Here is a 21,683-nt window from a genome sequence, read left to right as displayed (position 1 = left end):
CGGTGGGGCTCGCCACACGGGCCGGAGGGCTCCCCGGTACCGCCTACCCTTGTGACATGACCAGCAGCAGCGACCGGAGCACGGCAGTGGTGGACCCCAAGGGAACTTACGAGGTGCGCACCTACGGGTGCCAGATGAACGTGCACGACTCCGAGCGGCTCTCCGGTCTGCTGGAGGACGCGGGCTACGTCCGCGCGCCCGAGGGGTCCGACGGCGACGCCGACGTGGTCGTCTTCAACACCTGCGCCGTCCGCGAGAACGCCGACAACAAGCTGTACGGCAACCTCGGCCGGCTCGCCCCGATGAAGACGAAGCGCCCCGGCATGCAGATCGCCGTCGGCGGCTGCCTCGCCCAGAAGGACCGCGACACCATCGTCAAGAAGGCCCCCTGGGTCGACGTCGTCTTCGGTACGCACAACATCGGCAAGCTGCCCGTCCTCCTGGAGCGCGCCCGCGTCCAGGAGGAGGCCCAGATCGAGATCGCCGAGTCGCTGGAGGCCTTCCCCTCCACCCTCCCGACCCGCCGCGAGTCCGCGTACGCCGCCTGGGTCTCGATCTCCGTCGGCTGCAACAACACCTGCACCTTCTGCATCGTCCCGGCGCTGCGCGGCAAGGAGGAGGACCGCCGTCCCGGCGACATCCTCGCCGAGGTGGAGGCCCTGGTCGCCGAGGGCGTCTCCGAGATCACCCTGCTCGGCCAGAACGTGAACGCCTACGGTTCCGACCTGGGCGACCGCGAGGCCTTCTCCAAGCTGCTGCGCGCCTGCGGCCAGGTCGAGGGGCTGGAGCGGGTCCGCTTCACCTCCCCGCACCCGCGCGACTTCACCGACGACGTGATCGCCGCCATGGCCGAGACCCCGAACGTGATGCCGCAGCTCCACATGCCCCTGCAGTCCGGTTCGGACCCCGTCCTCAAGGCCATGCGCCGGTCGTACCGGCAGGAGCGGTTCCTCGGCATCATCGAGAAGGTCCGCGCCGCGATCCCGCACGCCGCGATCTCCACCGACATCATCGTGGGCTTCCCCGGCGAGACGGAGGAGGACTTCCAGCAGACGATGCACGTCGTGCGCGAAGCCCGCTTCGCCAACGCCTTCACCTTCCAGTACTCCAAGCGCCCCGGGACCCCCGCCGCCGAGATGGAGGGGCAGATCCCCAAGGAGGTCGTCCAGGACCGCTACATGCGCCTGGTCGCCCTCCAGGAGGAGATCTCCTGGGAGGAGAACAAGAAGCAGGTCGGCCGCACGCTCGAGGTGATGGTCGCCGAGGGCGAGGGCCGCAAGGACGGCGCCACCGCCCGCCTGTCCGGCCGCGCCCCCGACAACCGCCTGGTGCACTTCACCAAGCCCGACGAGGACGTCCGTCCCGGCGACGTGGTGACCGTGGACATCACCTACGCCGCCCCGCACCACCTGCTCGCCGAGGGCCCGACGCGGGCGGTGCGCCGCACCCGTGCCGGCGACGCCTGGGAGAAGCGCAACGCCGCCCCTGCCCAGCCGGCGGGCGTCATGCTGGGCATCCCCGCCATCGGCGTCCCCGCCCCGCTGCCGGTGGCCACCCCGGGCTGCGCGATCGGCTGACCACGCGCCACCCGGGACGGCTAGGCTGCGGATCATGCTCGTAGCCGCCGCCGTCTGCCCCGCCCCGCCGCTCCTCGTGCCGGAGGTCGCCGCGGGCGCCGCCGCCGAACTCGACGACGCCCGCACCGCCTGCTCCGACGCGCTGGCCGTGCTCGCCGCCGCGCGGCCCGACCTGCTCGTCGTGGTCGGCGCCGCCGAAGCCGACCGCGCGGGCGCCTACCCCCAGGGCTCACGGGGCGGCTTCCGCGGCTTCGGAGTCGACACCGAGGTCCGGCTCAGCGACCGTCTCGAGGGCGCTCCCGGGGACGACGGGGCCGGGCGCCCGCTTCCCGCCCCACTGGCCGTAGGCGCCTGGCTGCTGGGCCGCGCCCGCTGGGGCGCCGCCCCCGTCGAGGGGCTCGCGGTGGGGGAGACGCTGGAGACCGGGGACTGCCTGCTGGCCGGCCGGGAGACCGCAGCGCGGGCCGGGCGCGTCGCGCTGCTCGTCATGGGCGACGGCAGCGCCTGCCGGACCCTGAAGGCGCCCGGCTACCTGGACGAACGGGCCGCCGCCTTCGACGCCGGGGCCGCGCGCGCCCTGGGCGCCGCCGACACCGCCGCGCTCGCCGCGCTGGACCCGGCGCTGGCCGCCGAGCTGCTGGCCGCCGGCCGGGCGCCCTGGCAGGTGCTCGCCGGGGCCGCCGAGGGCGCGGGCCTGGACGGCCGGCTCCTGTACGAGGCCGCCCCCTACGGGGTCGGCTACTTCGTGGCCGCCTGGTCCTAGTCCGCGCCCGCGGGCACCGTACGCGCGCACGACGAAGGGGCGCGGGACCAGCCGGTCCCGCGCCCCCCTCGGTACCGCGTCAGGAGGCGGCCGGCGGCGTCGGCCCGCCGGGGGTGTCCTTGTGCGCGATCTTGCCCAGGGCGTCCTTCGCCTTGTCGGCGCCGGTCGTGATCCTGGCGCTGTACTTGCCGTGGGTCTTGGAGTCCACGACCCTGGCGACCTTGTCCAGGCCCTCGCCGATCTTGCCCTCGTGCTGCTGCGCGAGGTCACCGACCTTCTCCTTCGCGGGAGCGAGTTTGGCCTTCAGATTGTCCATGAACCCCATGGGGCACCTTCCAGTGGCGTGACTAGGTACGGGCGCCCTCGCCGGACTCGCTGTCCGCGGCGGCCTCCGCCGACTGCTGCTTGGGGATCTCCACGGCCTCCGCCGCGGGGGCCCCGGCCACCGCAGTCCCGGTTTCCTCGGCCTTCCCGGCCTCCTCGGCCGGCTCGGTCTCCGCCTCCAGCGCCTCCGCCGCCCCGGCCTCGGTGGCGGCCTGGTCGGCCCCTACCTGTTCCTTGCGGCGAAAAATCCGGTCAAAAACGCCCATGTCTACTCCCATAACGTTACTCGTGCGGGTGAAGTTCCGCCCTGGCCGGACCGGCCTCCACCACCTGCGCGCCAGGCGCACGCCGGGCCGGACCTCTTCAGGGCAACGACCCCGCCCGCACCCCGTCACCTCACCCGATCGGGTTCATGCCACCGGGTTTGCGAGACTGTTCCGGTGAGCAACACAGCCCCCGCACCGCGGGTCATCGCCGTCGTCGGACCCACCGCGGCCGGAAAGTCCGACCTGGGCGTCGCCCTGGCCCGCCACTTCGACGGCGAGGTCGTCAACGCCGACTCCATGCAGCTGTACCGGGGGATGGACATCGGCACCGCCAAGCTGACGCCCGAGGAGCGCGGCGGGGTCCCGCACCACCTCCTCGACGTCTGGGACGTCACCGAGACCGCCAGCGTCGCCGAGTACCAGCGCCTGGCCCGCGCCGAGATCGACGCGCTGCTCGCCCAGGGCCGCACCCCCGTCCTCGTCGGCGGATCCGGCCTCTACGTGCGCGGCGCGCTCGACGCCATGGAGTTCCCCGGCACCGACCCGGAGGTCCGGGCCCGCCTGGAGGAGGAGGCCACCCTGCGCGGCCCCGGCGCCCTGCACGCCCGCCTCGCCGCCGCCGACCCGGCCGCCGCCGCCGCGATCCTGCCCAGCAACACCCGCCGCATCGTCCGGGCCCTCGAGGTCATCGAGATCACCGGCAAGCCCTTCACCGCCAACCTGCCCGGCCACGAATCCGTCTACGACACCGTCCAGATCGGCGTCGACGTGGCCCGCCCCGAGCTCGACGAGCGGATCGCGCTGCGCGTGGACCGCATGTGGGAGGCCGGGCTGGTCGACGAGGTCCGCGCCCTGGAGGCCCGGGGACTGCGCGAGGGCGTCACCGCCTCCCGCGCGCTGGGCTACCAGCAGGTGCTGGCCGCCCTCGCGGGGGAGTGCACCGAGGACGAGGCCAGGGCCGAGACCGTACGCGCCACCAAGCGCTTCGCCCGCCGCCAGGACTCCTGGTTCCGCCGCGATCCCCGCGTGCACTGGCTCAGCGGAGCCGCCGCCGACCGGGCGGAACTCCCCGGACTCGCGCAGTCGTTGGTCGAACGAGCGGTCACAGCCTGATCACGTGATTGCATCGGGAAGCCCCGTGTGCCCGTTGCGGGCCCGGGTCCGTGCCATCATCAAACTTCTGAACAGTTGCGTACGAAGTCCGAGTGGGGAGGGCGCGTGGCTATGGAGGCCGGCCCTCGTGACACGGGGCGGGACGACACCGGGCGGGAAGCGGACCGGATGCTCCGCGGCGGGGCCGGTGAGCCGGGCGCGTCCGCCGGCGCCGGTGTGCCGGACGCCCCGGCGGGCTCCGGCGGACGCGGCACCCCCGCGGCTGCCGACCCCGTCGGCGACGGCCTCGGGCTGCCCGCCGAACCGGCCAGCCTGAGCCCCGACGGCCCTGACGCCCCGGAGCCGGGCACCGAGGACGCCGGACCCGCCTTCGAGGTCGAGCTGCGGCCGCAGCGCCGCCTGCGCATCTGGCAGATCGCCCCCATCGTGATGCTGGCCGCCGCCGGCTCCCTGATGTTCGCCTTCCCCCTCGCCTTCGAGTTCGGGGACGGCGGAGCCGTCGTCGCCATGCTCGGCTTCCTCATCAGCTGCTGCGCGGGCGGCTGGGGCATGATGGCCGCGCGCCGCGTCGGCTACACCTGGCCCGGGCTGCCGCCGCGCGGCAGCGGCCGCCGCCCCGACTGGCGCATGGCCGCGCTGTACGCGCTGGCCGCACTGGCCGTCGTAGCGCTCGCCGTGTACCGGGTCGCCAGGCTGCGCTGACCGCGCCGGCCGGCGGCGGCAGCCCACCGGCGACGGCCCCGCCGCGGGCCGGTCCCCCAGGCCTGGGCGGTGACCCGCTCGGTACCATGGCCGGGTGACGCACACCAGCCTCCCCTTCCTCAAGGGCCACGGGACCGAGAACGACTTCGTGATCGTCCCGGACCCGGACAACGCCATCGAGCTGCCCGCCACCGCCGTCGCCGCCCTGTGCGACCGCCGGGCCGGCATCGGGGCCGACGGTGTGCTGCACGTGGTGCGCTCCGCCGCCCACCCCGAGGCCGCGCACCTGGCCGGCGAGGCCGAGTGGTTCATGGACTACCGCAACAGCGACGGCTCCATCGCCGAGATGTGCGGCAACGGCGTCCGCGTCTTCGCCCGCTACCTCCAGCACGCCGGCCACGTCGAGCCCGGCGACCTCGCCATCGCCACCCGCGGCGGCGTCAAGCGCGTCCACCTCGACAAGACCGGCGACGTCACCGTCTCCATGGGCCGCGCCCTGCTCCCCGAGGGCGAGGTCACCGTCTCCGTCGGCGAACGCTCCTGGCCCGCGCGCAACGTGAACATGGGGAACCCGCACGCCGTCGCGTTCGTCGAAAGCCTCGACCACGCCGGCACGCTGTACGGCCCCCCGCCGGTCAGCCCGGCCTCCGCCTACCCCGCCGGGGTCAACGTCGAGTTCGTCGTCGACCGCGGCCCCCGGCACGTCGCCATGCGCGTCCACGAGCGCGGCTCCGGCGAGACCCGCTCCTGCGGCACCGGCGCGTGCGCCGTCGCCGTGGCCGCCATCCGGCGCGACGGGGCCGACCCGGCCGGGACCGGCCGGCCCGTCTCGTACACCGTCGACCTCCCCGGCGGCACCCTCGTCATCACCGAACACCCCGACGGCAGCGTCGACATGACCGGACCGGCCGTCATCGTGGCCTCCGGCGAGTTCGAGGCGGCCTGGCTGACGGAAACGGCCTTCGCCTGAAGATTCCCTCTCATGGGTGATCCGTTTCACGCTGAGCAAGAGGTGGACTGCGCCACGTGGTGGGGTCGGTAACATCAGGCACCGGCCCTGAGGGCTCACCCCATGCCCGCCACCGCCGGTCGAAGCCGCCGGAGGTGCCCATGAGTGCAGAGGCCACGAACCCAGAAGCACACCCCGAGATCCGTCCTGAGCTGCGCAGACGAGGCCGGAGCCGACTCGATCTGCGCCGCCTGGGCCGGGCGGCCCTGCTCGGACCCACGTCCCGCGACCGCCTGCCGGACGCCATCGGACACGTAGCAGAAGCCCACCGCGCCCACCATCCGGACGCCGACCTGTCCATTCTGCGGAAGGCCTACCTGCTCGCCGAGCACTCCCACCGCGGCCAGATGCGCAAGAGCGGCGAGCCCTACATCACGCACCCCCTCGCCGTCACCCTCATCCTCGCGGAACTCGGCGCCGAGACCACCACCCTGACGGCCTCCCTGCTCCACGACACCGTCGAGGACACCGATGTGACGCTCGAACAGGTCCGGGCGGAGTTCGGCGACGAGGTCTGCTTCATCGTCGACGGCGTCACCAAGGTCGAGAAGATCGACTACGGAGCCGCCGCCGAACCGGAGACCTTCCGCAAGATGCTCGTGGCCACCGGCAACGACGTCCGCGTGATGTCCATCAAACTCGCCGACCGGCTCCACAACATGCGCACCCTCGGCGTGATGCGCCCCGAGAAACAGGCGCGCATCGCCAAGGTCACCCGCGACGTCCTGATCCCCCTCGCCGAACGCCTCGGCGTGCAGGCCCTCAAGACCGAGCTGGAAGACCTCGTCTTCGCGATCCTGCACCCCGACGAGTACGAGCACACCCGCGCCCTCATCGCCGCCCACGCCGGCGAGGACGACCCCCTCGCCGCCATCGCCGAATCCGTACGCACCGTCCTGCGCGACGCCGGCATCACCGCCGAGGTCCAGGTACGGCCGCGGCACTTCGTCTCCGTCCACCGCATCTCCCGGCAACGCGGCGAACTGCGCGGCTCCGACCTGGGCCGCATCCTCGTCCTCGTCGCCGAGAACGCCGACTGCTACGGGGTGCTCGGCGAACTCCACACCTGCTTCACCCCGGTCGTCTCGGAGTTCAAGGACTTCATCGCCGTCCCGAAGTTCAACCTCTACCAGTCGCTGCACACCGCCGTCGCCGTCCCCGAGGGGTACGTCGCCGAAGTCATCGTCCGCACCCGCCAGATGCACCGCGTCGCCGAAGCCGGCGTCATCGCCCTCGGCAACCCCTACGCCACCGGGGGCGAGACCGCCGACTGCGACGAGGAACGCGTCGACCCCACCCGGCCCGGCTGGCTCTCCCGGCTCCTCGACTGGCAGCAGTCCGCACCCGACCCCGACACCTTCTGGAGCGTGCTGCGCGCCGAGCTCGCCCAGGACCGCGAGATCACCGTCTTCCGCGCCGACGGCGGCACGCTGGGCCTGCCCGCCGGAGCCAGCTGTATCGACGCCGCCTACGCGCAGCACGGCGAGGCGGCACACAGCTGTATCGGCGCCCGCGTCAACGGGCGCCTCACCTCCCTCTCCTCGCCGCTCTCCGACGGGGACACCGTCCAGCTGCTCCTCGCGCAGGACGCCACCTCCGGGCCCGCCCCCGACTGGCTGGAGCACGCCAGGACCCCGGCCGCCCGGATCGCCATCAGCAGCTGGCTCCAGGCCCACCCCGACGGCCCCGGACCCGACAGCGCCGCGCCCCGCGCGCCGCTCTCGGTGCCCGGGCTGCGCGGCGGCGGGGGCAACGCCGTCGCCGACCTGCCCGACGCGCACGTCCGCCTCGCCGGATGCTGCACCCCCGTACCGCCGGACGCGGTCGCCGGGTTCGTCGTACGCGGCGGTGCCGTCACCGTCCACCGCGTCCACTGCCCGGCCGTGGACCAGATGCGCGCCCTGGGCCGGACCTCGGTCGCCGTGCACTGGCGGGCCACCGCGGACTGCCGGGTCACCCTCAACGCCGAATCGTTCGGGCGCCCGCACCTGCTGGCCGACCTGACCGAGGCCATCGCCCGGCTGGGGGTCGAAGTCGTCTCCGCCACCGTCGAGCCGCCCGTGGAACAGCGGGTCCGGCACAGCTACACGCTGCAACTGCCCGACGCGGCGGTCCTGCCCGCGCTGATGCGGGCGATGCGCGACGTGCCCGGCGTGTACGACGTGAGCCGGGTGTAGGAGCCGCTGCGCGGGAGGGACGGGGCAGGGTGGGGCTCAGGGGGCTGGGGAAGGCTTCGGGGGAAGACCGGGGGCGGTTCGGGGGCGCGCGGGGGCGTGCAGGGGGGTCCAGGGGCGCGCGGGGGGCGCGGGGGACGGGCGTACCGGGGGAGCACCAGGGGGTGAGGTCCGGCCCGGTGAGGGCTCGCGCGGGCACCCGCGCCGGACGCGCCGCGTGAAGGCGTACGCAGTCCTGTGCCCGGCTCGGGCGCCTCGTTCGGGTGGAGTCGTCGCGCGCCGCTCGCGGGCCCGCGAGACGCGCTGGTAAGCGATGGTGGATGCAGCTCACCTCCCCGCGCCTGCGCGCCTCCCTGCTCGCCGCGGCCTCCCTCACCCTCGTCGCCGCCGTGCTGCCCCCGCCGAAACCGCTGGGCATCGGCGACCGGCTCTTCCCCGAGCTGGGCAACCCCGGCTACGACGTCCTCTCCTACGACCTCTCCTTCACGTTCAAGGACAACCGCAGCCCCCTCGACGCGACCACCGCCATCGAAGCCCGCACCCTGGAGCCGCTGGAGCGGGTCAACCTCGACTTCACGCACGGAACCGTCTCCTCCGTGGAGGTCAACGGGCAGCCCGCGCGCTTCGAGTCCGCCGGGGAGGACCTCGTACTGACCCCCGCGCACCCCGTCCCGGCCGGCACCCCGCTGCGCATCACCGTCCGGCACACCAGCGACCCGCGCGGCAGGGCTTCCGACGGGGGGTGGGTCACCACCGAGGACGGCCTCGCCATGGCCAACCAGGCCGACGCCGCCCACCGGGTCTTCCCCTGCAACGACCACCCCGCCGACAAGGCCTACTACACCTTCCGGATCACCGCCCCCCACGGCTACACGGCCGTCGCCAACGGGCTGCCCGGCGCCCTCCCCGCCGCCCGCGCCGGAGGCGCCACCGAGTGGACGTACAGGACGCTGCACCCGATGGCGGCCGAACTGGCCCAGGTCTCCATCGGCCGCTCCGCCGTCCTCCACCGCACCGGACCGCACGGCCTGCCGCTGCGCGACGTGGTGCCCGCCGGTGACCGGGAGCGGCTGGAGCCCTGGCTGGCGAAGACCGCGGGGCACGTGGCGTGGATGGAGGAGCGCGTGGGCCGCTACCCCTTCGAGAACTACGGGGTGCTCATCGCCCGGGCGAAGACGGGCTTCGAGCTGGAGACCCAGACCCTCTCGCTCTTCGAGCACGGCCTGTTCGCCGGGGAGGCGGCCGGCTACCCGGAGTGGTACGTGGAGTCCGTCATGGTCCACGAGCTCGCCCACCAGTGGTTCGGCGACAGCGTCACCCCCCGCACCTGGTCCGACCTGTGGCTCAACGAGGGGCACGCCACCTGGTACGAGGCCCTGTACGCCGACGGGCTCGGCAAGTACCCCCTGGAGCGGCGGATGCGCGAGGCCTACCAGCGCTCCGACCAGTGGCGGGCCCAGGGCGGCCCCCCGGCCGCCCCGAAGGCGGCCCCGGCCGGCGAGAAGATCGGCCTCTTCCGCCCCGTCGTCTACGACGGGGCCGCGCTGATCCTCTACGCCCTGCGCCAGGAGATCGGCGCCGCGGCCTTCGACCGGGTCGAGCGGCGCTGGGTGGCGGAACACCGGGACGGCATCGCGGGCACGGAGGACTTCGTACGGCTGGCTTCACAGGAGGCCGGACGCGACCTCACGGCCTTCCTGCGGCCGTGGCTGTACGGGGAGACCACCCCGGCGATGCCGGGACACCCGGAGTGGGGCGGCCCGGCGTCCGCCAAGGCCGCCCCCGCGCCCTCCCCGGCCGCACCGGCAGGGGCCCCGGGGAAGCCGTAGCGGCGGAAAACGGTATGACGGGCGGGGAACGGGCATGACACCATCGACGAGTCCGACCGGGAACCCGGCGGGTTCCCGCTCCGGGAGCCACCCCCGGGAATCACCGGACCGGACCACGCGTTGGAAGTGACAGTGTTATGTCACGCACAGCGGTACCTTTGGCCCTGGCTGAACCGGCCGGGCGTCGGAACCGGCCGGCGCGACACCATCGAATCGACGTAAGGATCCAATGACCTCCTCTTCTTCCCCTTCCCAGGACCCGCGGGACGCGCAGAACGTGCGGGACTCGCAGAGCTTCACCGAGAGCCTTCGGGCCGATGCCCTGATGGAAGAGGACGTCGCCTGGAGCCACGAGATCGACGGAGAGCGGGACGGCGACCAGTTCGACCGCTCCGAGCGCGCGGCCCTGCGCCGCGTGGCCGGTCTCTCCACCGAACTCGAGGACGTCACCGAGGTCGAGTACCGCCAGCTCCGCCTGGAGCGCGTGGTCCTCGTCGGTGTCTGGACCTCCGGCACGGTCAGCGACGCCGAGAACTCCCTCGCGGAGCTCGCGGCCCTCGCCGAGACGGCGGGCGCCCTCGTACTCGACGGTGTGATGCAGCGACGCGACAAGCCCGACCCGGCCACCTTCATCGGTTCCGGCAAGGCCCGCGAGCTGCGCGACATCGTGCTCGAGAGCGGGGCCGACACCGTCGTCTGCGACGGCGAGCTCAGCCCCGGCCAGCTCATCGCGCTCGAGGACGTGGTCAAGGTCAAGGTCGTCGACCGGACCGCCCTCATCCTCGACATCTTCGCCCAGCACGCCAAGTCCCGAGAGGGCAAGGCGCAGGTTGCACTCGCGCAGATGCAGTACATGCTGCCGCGACTGCGCGGCTGGGGCCAGTCGCTCTCCCGGCAGATGGGTGGCGGCGGCGGTGGCGGCATGGCCACCCGAGGCCCCGGTGAGACCAAGATCGAAACCGACCGGCGCCGCATCCGCGAGAAGATGGCGAAGATGCGCCGGGAGATCGCCGAGATGAAGACCGGCCGGGACATCAAGCGGCAGGAACGCCGCCGCAACAAGGTCCCCTCGGTCGCCATCGCCGGCTACACCAACGCAGGCAAGTCCTCGCTCCTCAACCGCCTCACGGGCGCGGGCGTCCTGGTGGAGAACGCGCTGTTCGCCACCCTCGACCCGACCGTGCGCCGGGCCGAAACCCCCTCCGGCCGCGTCTACACCCTGGCCGACACCGTGGGCTTCGTCCGGCACCTGCCCCACCACCTCGTCGAGGCGTTTCGCTCCACGATGGAGGAGGTCGGCGACTCCGACCTCATCCTGCACATCGTGGACGGCTCGCACCCGGCACCGGAGGAGCAGCTGGCGGCGGTGCGCGAGGTCATCCGCGAGGTCGGCGCGGTCGACGTGCCCGAGATCGTGGTGATCAACAAGGCGGACGCCGCCGACCCGCTCGTCCTCCAGCGGCTGCTGCGCATCGAGCGGCACTCCATCGCCGTGTCGGCCCGCACCGGCCAGGGCATCGAGGAACTCCTCGCGCTCATCGACGCCGAGCTGCCCAGGCCCGCGGTCGAGGTGGAGGCACTCGTGCCGTACACCCGGGGCGCGCTGGTCGCGCGGGCGCACGCCGAGGGCGAGGTGATCTCCGAGGAGCACACCCCGGAGGGCACCCTGCTCAAGGCGCGGGTCCACGCGGAACTGGCGGCGGAGCTGACGCCGTACGTGCCCGCCAAGCGGTAACGGCACGACGACACGCCCACATGGCGGAGGGCCCCCGCAACGAGCGGGGGCCCTCCGTCATGGGCGGACGAGTCCGCTCCGCTCAGGTGCCTACTTGAACTTGGCGCTCACCGCGTCGTAGATGCCCTTGGCCTCCGGGCCCAGCTTCGGACCGGCCAGCCAGCCGGCCTTCGCCGGACCGATCGAGGTGTTCGACACCAGCGCCGGCTTGCCGTCGGCACCCGCCGCGACCCAGCCGCCCCCGGAGGAACCGCCCGTCATCGTGCAACCGATGCGGTACATCACCGGGTCCGCCGGCCGCAGCGCCAGCCGTCCCGGCTTGTCCGCGCACTGGAACGCCTTCTGCCCGTCGAACGGAGCCGCCGCCGGGTAGCCCGTCGCCGTCACGCCCGCGACCTTCCCCACCGCCGGGGCGTTGAACTCCACCGGCAGCGCCGTACCGACCGTCTCCTCCAGCGACTTGCCGCCGCCCTTCTCCGGCGTCACGTGCAGCACCGCGAAGTCGTACGGGGCACCCGCGCCACCCGTCGGACCGCCCGTCGCGATCCACTGGTCCGAGGTCTGCGCCCAGTCGCTCCACCACACGCCGTACGGGGCCACCTGCTCGCGCGGCGCGCCCTTGAGCGCCGCCGCCGGCTTGCCCGCGTTGTTGTAGGACGGGACGAAGGCGATGTTGCGGTACCAACCGCCGGCCTTGCCCGCGTGCACGCAATGGCCCGCCGTCCAGACCATGTTGGACTTGCCCGGGTGGGCCGGGTCCTTCACCACGGTCGCCGAACAGACCATCGAGCCCTCGGGACCGTCGAAGAAGACCTTGCCGGACGCCGGAACGCTCGTGTGGTACGGCACGGCGGCCGGCTTGGCGGCCACCGGGGCCGGGGTCGGGTCGGTGACGCCCTGGTCCTTGCCCGCGTCCGGGTCGACGGCCGGGCGCTGCGGCTGCTCCGCGTCACGCATCCGGTCCGGATCCCAGAGACCGTCGATGATCGGGTTGACGTAGTCGCCCGCCTCGCGGAGCCAGTCCTCCTTCTTCCAGTTCTTCCACGCGCCCCCCTTCCACTTCTCCAGGTCGAAGCCGTGCTGCTTGAGCTTGTCCTTGAGCTCGTCCGGGATCTTGAGCCCGTCCGCCGCACCGGACGGCAGGCTCGCGGCCACGGTCGGCTTGGCGTCGGAGCCGGCCTCACCGTCGCCGGGTCCGCAGGCCGAGGCGGTCAGCGCGAGCGCGGCCGCACTGAGGAGCGCGGTGACCGGTCGGTTCGGTCGCATTCGTGAGTCCCCCTGGAGTTTCGAGGTGTCGAGACGGAGTCGATCGAGGTGGATCGCAGACCCCCCACTATGCCGCCGAGGCCTAGGACGGCCGTCTCCGGGTCGGTGGTTCCTGCCGCGGCCGCCCCGGAGCCCGGCGCCCGGCGTCCGGACCGCAAGGATCTTCGGACGAACCGTGATCCGAAGCGGTCACCGTCGTTGGTACGTACGGGGGATGGTGCAGCAGCGCGCGTGTTCGACGCGCGATCCGGAAGACCAGCCTGCGGGAGGACCGACAGTCGTGGCCGTGACCGAACCGACCGCAGCCGCGGCACAGACGCCCCCGCAGCCCCCGACCGCCCCCGCACCGCCGGCCCCCGCGGCCGCGGCGACGCGGGTGCCGGCGGTCCCGCCGCAGGTCCCGGCGCAGGTCCCGGCGCAGGGCGGGCGGGGACCCGCCTCGGCGGAGGGCATCCTGCGCAGGCAGTCGCTGCGGGAGTCCGCCGCCCGGACCTACGCCCGCTCCCTGCCCATCGTCCCCGTGCGCGCCCGCGGGCTGACGATCGAGGGCGCGGACGGGCGGCGCTACCTCGACTGCCTCTCCGGCGCGGGCACCCTCGCCCTCGGCCACAACCACCCCGTCGTCCTCGAAGCCATCCGCGGAGTCCTCGACTCGGGGGCTCCGCTGCACGTCCTCGACCTGGCCACCCCGGTCAAGGACGCCTTCACCACCGAGCTCTTCGAGAACCTGCCGGCCGCTCTGGCCGCCGACGCCCGCGTCCAGTTCTGCGGGCCCGCCGGGACCGACGCCGTCGAAGCCGCCCTGAAGCTGGTCCGCTCGGCCACCGGGCGGACCGGGCTGCTCGCCTTCACCGGCGCGTACCACGGCATGACCGCCGGGGCGCTGGAGGTGTCGGGCGGTGCCGGTGACGTACGGGTGACCCGGCTGCCCTACCCGCAGGACCACCGCTGCCCGTTCGGGGTGGGCGGGGCCGAGGGCGCGCGGCTCGGCGCCCGCTGGACCGAGAGCCTGCTCGACGACCCCAAGGGCGGGGTACCGGCGCCCGCCGCCATGATCGTCGAGCCCGTGCAGGGCGAGGGCGGGGTGCACCCGGCCCCGGACGCCTGGCTGCGCCGGATGCGGGAGATCACCGCCGCCCGGGGCATCCCGCTGATCGCGGACGAGGTGCAGACCGGGGTGGGCCGTACCGGCGCCTTCTGGGGCGTCGACCACGCCGGGGTGGTCCCCGACGTGATGGTCCTGTCCAAGGCGATCGGCGGCAGCCTGCCCCTGGCCGTGATCGTCTACCGGGCCGAACTGGACGTCTGGGCCCCGGGAGCCCATGCCGGAACGTTCCGCGGGAACCAGCTCGCCATGGCCGCGGGCACCGCCACCCTCGCCTACGTCCGCCGCAACGGGCTCGCCGAGCGTGCGGCGGCCCTCGGCGAGCGGATGCTGACGGCCCTGCGCGGCCTGGCGGCGGACCAGCCCTGCATCGGCGACGTCCGGGGCCGCGGCCTGATGATCGGCGTCGAACTCGTCGACCCCGAGACCGGTGCCGCCGCGCCCGCCCTCGCCGCCGCCGTGCGCGAGGAGTGCCTCGGCCGCGGCCTGATCGTCGAACTCGGGGGCCGCCACTCCAGTGTCGTCCGACTGCTGCCGCCGCTGACCCTGACCGACGAACAGGCAGCGGCCGTCCTGGACCGGCTGGCCGACTCCGTCCCCGCCGCCGCCCGCCGGCCCCACTGACCGCACGCGAAGGACCCCCGATGCCCGACCCCTCCACCAGCCCCCGCCCCGCCGGCCCGGCCACCCCGCCCCCCACCCCCCTCCCGCCGGCCCCGGCGGTGGCACCGAACGCCCCCGCCCCCTCGGCCCCCGCCCCCCTCCCTCCCACCCCGGCCCGCCCGGCGGAGGCGACCGCCGCTTCGGCGGTGCCGCCGCCCGCTCCCGGCCCCGGGCAGACGGCCTCCGCCGCCGTCGCCCCCGCGACCGCGGCTGCTCCGGGCCACCCGGCGCCCGGCCCCGTCCACCGTCCCGCCCCGGCCCAGGCGCCGCCTCCCGGCGGGCCCGGTCCGGACCCGGCGGAGCCCGTGGCCACCTCCGGCCATACCGGCCCGGCGGCCGCGCCGCGCCCGGCGCACCCCGCCGGCCCCGCGGAGCCCGAGGCGCCCGCCGCCGCGCAGGCGCCGACGGACCCCCGCCCGGACTCCGTACGGCCCCAGGGGCCGGCCGTACCCCCGGTGGCGGACCCGGAGCCGGCCGATCCCGGACCGCACCGCACCGCAGCGGTGCCCGCGCCCTCGTCCGGACTCCCGGCGGCGCAGGCCACTCCCGCCCACCCCCCGGCGGGCACCGTGCCCCGGCAGAAGGACGGCACCCTCCGCCCCCGCCTGGGCGGCCCCGGACCCGCCGGCCCCGACCCGGCGGCGCTGCCCGACCTGCTGGACCACCCCGACCCGGCCACCGCCGCCGAATCCGCGACGGTGGAGAACCTGCTGCGGTGCTGGGTACGGGAAAGCGGCATCGGCCGCCCCGACGGGCCCGTCGGAACCCTGCTCCGCATCCCCCTCCCCGCGTCCGCGGCCGCCCTGCTCGTACCCGTGCGGTACTGGTCCCCGGCGGGCTGGCACCGCTTCGGTCCCGCCCGCCTCGAAGGCGCCCCGGACCACGCCCCGGCCGTGGACGCCGTCACCCTCGCGGCCCTCCTCGCCCGGCAGGGCGACGGCCGCAGCGGCACCGACCTCGTCGGCCGGGTCGCCGACTCCGTGCGCCGCACCGCCGACTTCATCGCCGACCGGCGCCGGCGCCCCGCCGTCCCGGCCCCCGTCGCCGCGGACCTCTTCCTCACCGCCGAACAGTCGCTCCTCCTCGGCCACCCCCTCCAACCGGACCCCAAGAGCCGCGAAGGACTCTCCGAAACCGAAGTACGCCTCTACTCACCCGAACTCCACGGCTCCTTCCCCCTGCACTGGATCGCGGTCGCGCCCGACGCCCTCGCCACCGACTCCTCATGGACCGAACGCGGCCGCCCCGTCTCCGCCACCGAGCTCCTCACCCGGCTCGCACCCGGACTCCCGCTGCCCCCCGGCACCACCGCCCTTCCCCTGCACCCCTGGCAGGCCCGCGACCTCCTCCACCGCCCCGCCGTCACCGCCCTCCGCGACGCGGGACTCATCACCGACCTGGGCCCGCACGGCGCACCTTGGTACCCCACCTCCTCCGTCCGCACCGTCCACCGCCCCGGTGCCCCCGCGATGCTCAAGCTCTCCCTCGGCCTGCGCATCACCAACAGCCGCCGCGAGAACCTCCGCAAGGAACTCCACCGCGGCGTCGAGGTCCACCGGCTGCTGCGCACCGGCCTCGCCGAGCAGTGGCAGACCGCCCACCCCGGCTTCGACATCGTGCGCGACCCCGCCTGGGTCGCCGTCGACGCCCTGGACGGCACTCCCGTCCGGGGATTCGACGCGGTACTGCGCCACAACCCCTTCCGCTCCGACGACGACGCCGTCTGCGTCGCCGCACTGACCTCCCTCCGCCCATGGCCCGGCCGGACCACGATGCGCTCCCGGCTCGCCGACACCCTCTCCCGGCTCGCCCTCACCACCGGCCGCCCCGTCTCCGCCGTCGCCACCGAGTGGTTCCTGCGCTACCTCGACCACGTCGTCCTGCCGGTCCTCGCCTTCGACGCGCTCGCCGGCATCGCCCTCGAAGCGCACCAGCAGAACACCCTGGTCCTCCTCGACCGGTCAGGCTGGCCCGTCGGCGGCCGCTTCCGCGACAACCAGGGCTACTACTTCCGCGACTCCCGGCGGGCCGAACTGGAACGACGCCTCCCCGGCATCGGCGGCGCCAGTGACACCTTCGTCCCTGACGCCGTCGCCGACGAACGCTTCGCCTACTACCTCGGCATCAACAACGTGATCGGCCTCATCGGCGCCTTCGGATCCCAACGGCTCGCCGACGAGCGCGTGCTCCTCGCCGCCTTCCGCCGCTTCCTCGGCAAGGCCTCCCGCCTCGGACCGGTCCCCGCGCAGCTGCTCGACTCGCCCACCCTCCGCTGCAAGGCGAACCTGCTCACCCGCCTGAGCGGCCTCGACGAACTCGTGGGCCCCGTCGACAGCCAGTCCGTCTACGTCACCCTCACCAACCCCCTCCACGACTGACGCGCTTCCACCGACACCGAGAAGAGCCACGATGCCTCCCACGGACACCACGACGACCCCCCTCGGCGGCCCCGCCTCCCACGAGGTCACCGCGCACCGCTTCACCATCGGATTGCTGCCGCTGCTCGCCGAGGCGGACCTCCTCGACTCACCGGCGAGCTGGGGCGTGGCCGCCACACCGGCCGGAGACTTCCGCCTCGAACCCGTACGGCCGGGCCGGGACCTGGAACTGCTCACCGGCTGGATGAACGACCCCGAGGTGGCCGCCTACTGGGAGCTGAGCGGATCCGCCGCCGTGACCGCGTCACACCTGCGCGCCCAGCTCGACGCCGACAGCCACAGCGTCCCCTGCCTCGGCCTCCTCGACGGCAGCCCCATGAGCTACTGGGAGATCTACCGGGCCGACCTGGACCCGGTGTGCCTCTACTACCCGGCGCACTCCCACGACACGGGTATCCACCTGCTCATCGGAGACGGCACGAACCGGGGCAAGGGCCTGGGCAGCATGCTGCTGCGCGCCGTCACCGAGCTCGTCTTCGACAACCGCCCCCGCTGCACGCGCGTCATCGCGGAACCGGACATGCGCAACACCCCCTCCGTCTCAGCCTTCATGAACGCCGGTTTCCGCTATTCCACGGAAATCGACCTTCCCGAGAAGCGAGCCGCCCTGATGATCCGTGAGCGGGCGCTGCGCCATCTGCTCTGATCGGCAGCCCGGTCATACGGTCATACGGTCCTCCCGGATATCGGGCCCATTCCGCTCGTTCCCTTTATCCAGGACCAGTTCGCGTCTTCGGTTTTCCCAGCTCTCATCTCAAGAACTTCACGGCCCGCAGCAAGGTTCCCGATATTCGAGGAGTCCCGTGCCGAATTTCCCCGCAGCCCCCGGCTCCTTCGAAGACGCCGTTCCCCCGTCGCCGCAACATCCCCGCACGCCGCCCGAACTCAACCGGCCCACCTGGGACCTCGCGGCGCGCCGGCTCCTGGCCAAGATGCTCGGCGAGTTCGCGTACGAGGAGATCATCAGCCCCGTCCCGGCCCCCTCGACCGCCGGCGACGCCTGGACCCTCAGCCTCGACGACGGCAGCGACCTGGGCTTCCGGGCCCGCCGCCGCGCCTACGGAAGCTGGCACGTCAGCCCGGACACGATCACGCTGACACCGCCGGGCCCCGCGGCGGAGCCGCCGCTCGCGTTCGGGGACCCGTACGACTTCCTCGTACGTGCCCGGACCCTCCTGCGGCTCGACGGGCCGACCCTCGGCCACCTGATCCACGAGCTCGGCTCCACCCTGGCCGCCGACGCCCGCCTCGACCACCACGCGCTCACCGCGGACGTCCTCGCCGACCTGGACTACGCGGCGCTCGAAGGCCACCAGACCGGCCACCCCTGGCTCGTCCTCAACAAGGGCCGGGTCGGATGGTCCGCCGCGGACGCCGCCGCCTGGGCCCCCGAGGCGCGCACCCGGCAGCGGCTGCCGTGGCTCGCGGCCCACACCTCCCTGGCGGAGTACCGGGGCACCGCCGGACTCGAGGATCCGGCGCGGCTCTACGCGGCCGAGCTGGACCCCGTCACCCGGGCGGCGTTCGACCGGATCCTCCGCGACCGGGGCCTCGACCCGCTCCGCTACCTCTACCTGCCCGTCCACCCCTGGCAGTGGGACGAGATCGTCCTCCCCCTCTTCGCCCCCGACCTCGCCTCCGGCGCCCTGGTGCCGCTCCCCGCCGACCCCGACGACAGGATCCCGCAGCAGTCGATCCGCACCTTCCTCAACCTCACGCGGCCCGACCGCCACAGCGTCAAACTCCCGCTGTCGGTCTTCAACACCACCGTCTGGCGCGGCCTGCCCAGCGACCTCAGCCTGGCCGCTCCCGCCGTCACCGCCTGGATCCACTCGCTGCGCGACTCCGATGCCTTCCTGCGCGACGAATGCCGGGTCGTCCTGCTCGGCGAGGTCGCCTCGGTCACCGTCCGCCACCCCGTGTACGACCGGCTCCCCGAGGTCCCCTACCAGTACAAGGAACTCCTCGGAGCGATCTGGCGCGAGCCGCTGGCCGGCCGGCTCGCCCCGGGAGAGCGGGCCCGCACCCTCGCCTGCCTCCTCCACGTCGATCCGCGCGGCCGCTCCTTCACCGCCGAGCTCGTCGCCCGCTCGGGCCTCACCCCCGAAGCCTGGCTGCGCCGGCTCTTCGCCGCCCTGCTGCCGCCGCTGCTCCACTTCCTCTACCGCTACGGCACCGTGTTCTCCCCGCACGGCGAGAACACCGTCGTGATCTTCGACGAACAGGACGTCCCGGTCCGCCTCGCGGTCAAGGACTTCGTGGACGACGTCAACATCAGCGCCACGCCCCTGCCCGAGCACGCGGCCATGCCCGAGGAGGTCCGGGCGGCGCTGCTCACGGAGCCGCCCGGTTTCCTCACCCAGTACATCCACTCCGGGCTGTTCGTCGGCGTCTTCCGCTACCTGTCGGCCGTGTGCGAGGACCGGCTCGATGTGCCCGAGAACCGGTTCTGGGTCCTCGTACGGGCGGAGATCCTCCGCTACCAGGCCCGCTTCCCCGAGGACAAGGACCGCCACCGCCTCTTCGACCTGCTGACGGAACGGATCGACCGGCTCTGCCTCAACCGCAACCGGCTCCACGCGGACGGCTACCGCGACCGGCCGGACCGGCCGAGCGCCGTCGTCCACGGAACCGTCCCCAACCCCCTGCACAGCCCCTGAAGAGTGATCGATGCGGTCGCTGTCGGTGGCGCCCCGTAGGGTTGGCAGTGCTATGACGAAGCCCTCCCTCCCCGACCTGCTGCACGCCGCCGTCTCCGCCGTCGGCGGTACGGAGCGGCCCGGCCAGGTGGCCATGGCCGAAGCCGTCGCCGAAGCGATCGACGACAACTCCCACCGGCTGATCCAGGCCGGCACCGGCACCGGCAAGTCCCTCGGCTACCTGGTGCCGGCCCTCGCGCACGGCGAGCGCGTGGTCGTCGCCACGGCGACGCTCGCCCTCCAGCGCCAGCTCGTCGAGCGGGACCTGCCGCGCACGGTCGAGGCGCTGCATCCGCAGCTGCGCCGGCGGCCGCAGTTCGCCATGCTCAAGGGCCGGTCGAACTACCTGTGCCTGCACCGCCTGCACGAGGGGGCCCCTCAGGACGAGGAGGAGGGCCTCTTCGACCAGTTCGAGGCCGCCGCCGCGACCAGCAAGCTGGGCAAGGACCTGCTGCGCCTGCGCGACTGGGCGGACGAGACCGAGACGGGTGACCGCGACGACCTCACCCCCGGCGTCTCGGACAAGGCCTGGAGCCAGATCTCCGTCTCCTCCCGCGAGTGCCTGGGCGCCACGAAGTGCGCGTACGGTGCGGAGTGCTTCGCGGAAGCGGCCCGGGAGCGCGCGAAGCTCGCGGACGTGGTCGTCACCAACCACGCGTTGCTCGCCATCGACGCCATCGAGGGCGCCCCCGTGCTGCCGCAGCACGAGGTGCTGATCGTGGACGAGGCGCACGAGCTGGTGTCCCGCGTCACCGGCGTCGCCACCGGCGAGCTCACCCCCGGCCAGGTCAACCGGGCCGTGAAGCGGGCCGCGAAGCTGGTCGACGAGAAGACCGCGGACGCCCTGCAGACCGCTTCGGAAACCTTCGAGCGGGTGATGGAGCTGGCGCTGCCCGGTCGCCTGGAGGAGATCCCCGAGGACCTCGGCTACGCCCTGATGTCGCTGCGTGACTCCGCGCGCAACGTGATCTCCGCGATCGGCGCCACCCGCGACAAGTCCGTCCACGACGAGGACGCCGTCCGCAAACAGGCCCTCGCGGCGGTGGAGGGCGTCCACACCGTGGCGGAGCGGATCACGAACGGCTCCGAGTACGACGTCGTCTGGTACGAACGCCACGACCGTTTCGGCGCGACCCTGCGGGTCGCCCCGCTCTCGGTGTCCGGGCTGCTCCGCGAGAAGCTCTTCGAGGACCGTTCGGTGGTCCTGACCTCCGCCACCCTCAAGCTGGGCGGCGACTTCAACGGGGTCGCGGCCTCGCTCGGTCTCTCCCCGGAAGGCGTCGAGGGCGAAGGGGTGCCGGTGTGGCGGGGACTGGACGTCGGGTCCCCGTTCGACTACCCCAAGCAGGGCATCCTCTACGTCGCGAAGCACCTGGCCACGCCGGGCCGGGAGGGCACCCGCGGCGACATGATGGACGAGCTGGCGGAGCTGATCGAGGCGGCGGGAGGCCGCACCCTGGGCCTGTTCTCCTCCATGCGCGGTGCCAAAGCGGCTGCGGAGGAGCTGCGCGGACGGCTCGACAACCCGATCCTGCTCCAGGGCGAGGAGACGCTGGGCGAGCTGATCAAGACCTTCGCGGCGGACCCGCGGACCTGCCTGTTCGGGACGCTCTCGCTGTGGCAGGGCGTGGACGTGCCCGGCCCCAGCTGCCAGCTGGTGATCATGGACAGGATCCCGTTCCCCCGCCCCGACGACCCGTTGATGAGCGCGCGGCAGAAGTCGGTGGAGGAGAACGGCGGCAACGGCTTCATGGCGGTCGCCGCCACGCACGCCGCCCTGCTCATGGCCCAGGGCGCGGGCCGGCTCGTACGGGCCTCCGGCGACCGGGGCGTCGTCGCCGTCCTGGACCCCCGCCTGGCCACGGCCAGGTACGGGAGCTTCCTGCGGGCTTCGCTGCCCGACTTCTGGTACACCACGGACCGCAACCAGGTCCGCCGCTCGCTGGCCGCCATCGACGCGAGCGCGAAGGCCGACGCCGAGTAGGGCCGGGAGGCCTTGGCCCGTAACGCCGTGGCGGCC

16 protein-coding genes are annotated in these 21,683 nt (G+C 73.7%); 13 read left to right on the top strand and 3 right to left on the bottom strand.

What is annotated here, in order from left to right; translation table 11 throughout:
- Positions 1-56: 56 nt before the first annotated feature.
- Together miaB and ACZ514_RS14420 are read left to right on the top strand one after the other, a co-directional pair.
- Complete coding sequence (gene miaB, locus ACZ514_RS14425; RefSeq protein WP_468699064.1) at positions 57-1,577, top strand: tRNA (N6-isopentenyl adenosine(37)-C2)-methylthiotransferase MiaB; 1,521 nt, start codon at positions 57-59, stop codon at positions 1,575-1,577.
- Between the two features lie 34 nt (positions 1,578-1,611).
- Entirely contained in the window at positions 1,612-2,340 is a 729-nt protein-coding gene (locus ACZ514_RS14420) for a class III extradiol ring-cleavage dioxygenase family protein (protein ID WP_469124825.1), read from the top strand.
- Positions 2,341-2,419: 79 nt separating this feature from the next.
- Here ACZ514_RS14420 and ACZ514_RS14415 read toward each other — a convergent pair whose 3' ends face one another.
- Both ACZ514_RS14415 and ACZ514_RS14410 read right to left on the bottom strand, forming a co-directional pair.
- Positions 2,420-2,665 (bottom strand): antitoxin, encoded by a 246-nt coding sequence (locus tag ACZ514_RS14415; RefSeq protein WP_388938219.1) that lies wholly within the window; start codon positions 2,663-2,665, stop codon positions 2,420-2,422.
- 22 nt (positions 2,666-2,687) lie between these two features.
- A complete protein-coding gene (locus ACZ514_RS14410) occupies positions 2,688-2,930 on the bottom strand; it encodes a hypothetical protein (RefSeq protein ID WP_468170693.1) in 243 nt (80 codons plus the stop codon).
- Positions 2,931-3,104: 174 nt separating this feature from the next.
- On the opposite strand from ACZ514_RS14410, the gene miaA reads away from it, so the two are divergent.
- From miaA to hflX, 6 genes are all read left to right on the top strand, one after another.
- Positions 3,105-4,043 carry a tRNA (adenosine(37)-N6)-dimethylallyltransferase MiaA gene (gene miaA, locus ACZ514_RS14405; RefSeq protein WP_468170696.1) on the top strand — a complete coding sequence of 313 codons (939 nt, stop codon included), beginning with the start codon at positions 3,105-3,107 and terminating at the stop codon, positions 4,041-4,043.
- Between the two features lie 111 nt (positions 4,044-4,154).
- Entirely contained in the window at positions 4,155-4,745 is a 591-nt protein-coding gene (locus ACZ514_RS14400; RefSeq protein ID WP_469124852.1) for a hypothetical protein, read from the top strand.
- A gap of 94 nt (positions 4,746-4,839) precedes the next feature.
- Entirely contained in the window at positions 4,840-5,715 is an 876-nt protein-coding gene (gene dapF, locus ACZ514_RS14395; protein WP_469124824.1) for a diaminopimelate epimerase, read from the top strand.
- A gap of 140 nt (positions 5,716-5,855) precedes the next feature.
- The gene (locus ACZ514_RS14390) at positions 5,856-7,931 is read left to right on the top strand and encodes a RelA/SpoT family protein (protein WP_469124823.1); all 2,076 of its coding nucleotides are present in this window, start codon (positions 5,856-5,858) and stop codon (positions 7,929-7,931) included.
- Between the two features lie 317 nt (positions 7,932-8,248).
- A complete protein-coding gene (locus tag ACZ514_RS14385) occupies positions 8,249-9,757 on the top strand; it encodes a M1 family metallopeptidase (RefSeq protein WP_468696912.1) in 1,509 nt (502 codons plus the stop codon).
- A gap of 229 nt (positions 9,758-9,986) precedes the next feature.
- Positions 9,987-11,492 carry a GTPase HflX gene (gene hflX, locus ACZ514_RS14380; RefSeq protein ID WP_468170708.1) on the top strand — a complete coding sequence of 502 codons (1,506 nt, stop codon included), beginning with the start codon at positions 9,987-9,989 and terminating at the stop codon, positions 11,490-11,492.
- 90 nt (positions 11,493-11,582) lie between these two features.
- Here the strand turns inward: hflX and ACZ514_RS14375 are convergent, their stop codons facing one another.
- Positions 11,583-12,758, bottom strand: coding sequence for a trypsin-like serine peptidase (locus ACZ514_RS14375; protein WP_468170711.1), 1,176 nt, complete (start codon positions 12,756-12,758; stop codon positions 11,583-11,585).
- Positions 12,759-13,044: 286 nt separating this feature from the next.
- On the opposite strand from ACZ514_RS14375, the gene ACZ514_RS14370 reads away from it, so the two are divergent.
- The 5 genes from ACZ514_RS14370 (at position 13,045) to ACZ514_RS14350 (ending at position 21,647) form a co-directional block, all read left to right on the top strand.
- On the top strand, positions 13,045-14,487 hold the full coding sequence (locus ACZ514_RS14370; protein WP_469124822.1) for a diaminobutyrate--2-oxoglutarate transaminase family protein: 1,443 nt from the start codon (positions 13,045-13,047) through the stop codon (positions 14,485-14,487).
- 494 nt (positions 14,488-14,981) lie between these two features.
- On the top strand, positions 14,982-16,904 hold the full coding sequence (locus ACZ514_RS14365) for an IucA/IucC family protein (RefSeq protein WP_469124851.1): 1,923 nt from the start codon (positions 14,982-14,984) through the stop codon (positions 16,902-16,904).
- A 31-nt stretch (positions 16,905-16,935) separates the two neighbouring features.
- The gene (locus ACZ514_RS14360) at positions 16,936-17,610 is read left to right on the top strand and encodes a GNAT family N-acetyltransferase (RefSeq protein WP_468170720.1); all 675 of its coding nucleotides are present in this window, start codon (positions 16,936-16,938) and stop codon (positions 17,608-17,610) included.
- A 157-nt stretch (positions 17,611-17,767) separates the two neighbouring features.
- Positions 17,768-19,624, top strand: a complete 1,857-nt coding sequence (locus ACZ514_RS14355; protein ID WP_469124821.1) for an IucA/IucC family protein — start codon at positions 17,768-17,770, stop codon at positions 19,622-19,624.
- A 52-nt stretch (positions 19,625-19,676) separates the two neighbouring features.
- The gene (locus tag ACZ514_RS14350) at positions 19,677-21,647 is read left to right on the top strand and encodes an ATP-dependent DNA helicase (protein ID WP_468170726.1); all 1,971 of its coding nucleotides are present in this window, start codon (positions 19,677-19,679) and stop codon (positions 21,645-21,647) included.
- Positions 21,648-21,683 lie beyond the last annotated feature (36 nt).

Source organism: Streptomyces sp. NPDC034086, assembly GCF_055575515.1.
This window is presented reverse-complemented; position numbering and strand designations above follow the sequence as displayed.

Bases quoted from the DNA above. Each gene is read 5' to 3' on its own strand.
- miaB (WP_468699064.1), top strand. From the start codon at position 57: ATGACCAGCAGCAGCGACCGGAGCACGGCAGTGGTGGACCCCAAGGGA.
- ACZ514_RS14420 (WP_469124825.1), top strand. From the start codon at position 1,612: ATGCTCGTAGCCGCCGCCGTCTGCCCCGCCCCGCCGCTCCTCGTGCCG.
- ACZ514_RS14415 (WP_388938219.1), bottom strand. From the start codon at position 2,665: ATGGGGTTCATGGACAATCTGAAGGCCAAACTCGCTCCCGCGAAGGAG.
- ACZ514_RS14410 (WP_468170693.1), bottom strand. From the start codon at position 2,930: ATGGGCGTTTTTGACCGGATTTTTCGCCGCAAGGAACAGGTAGGGGCC.
- ACZ514_RS14400 (WP_469124852.1), top strand. From the start codon at position 4,155: ATGGAGGCCGGCCCTCGTGACACGGGGCGGGACGACACCGGGCGGGAA.
- ACZ514_RS14390 (WP_469124823.1), top strand. From the start codon at position 5,856: ATGAGTGCAGAGGCCACGAACCCAGAAGCACACCCCGAGATCCGTCCT.
- ACZ514_RS14385 (WP_468696912.1), top strand. From the start codon at position 8,249: ATGCAGCTCACCTCCCCGCGCCTGCGCGCCTCCCTGCTCGCCGCGGCC.
- hflX (WP_468170708.1), top strand. From the start codon at position 9,987: ATGACCTCCTCTTCTTCCCCTTCCCAGGACCCGCGGGACGCGCAGAAC.
- ACZ514_RS14375 (WP_468170711.1), bottom strand. From the start codon at position 12,758: ATGCGACCGAACCGACCGGTCACCGCGCTCCTCAGTGCGGCCGCGCTC.
- ACZ514_RS14360 (WP_468170720.1), top strand. From the start codon at position 16,936: ATGCCTCCCACGGACACCACGACGACCCCCCTCGGCGGCCCCGCCTCC.
- ACZ514_RS14350 (WP_468170726.1), top strand. From the start codon at position 19,677: ATGACGAAGCCCTCCCTCCCCGACCTGCTGCACGCCGCCGTCTCCGCC.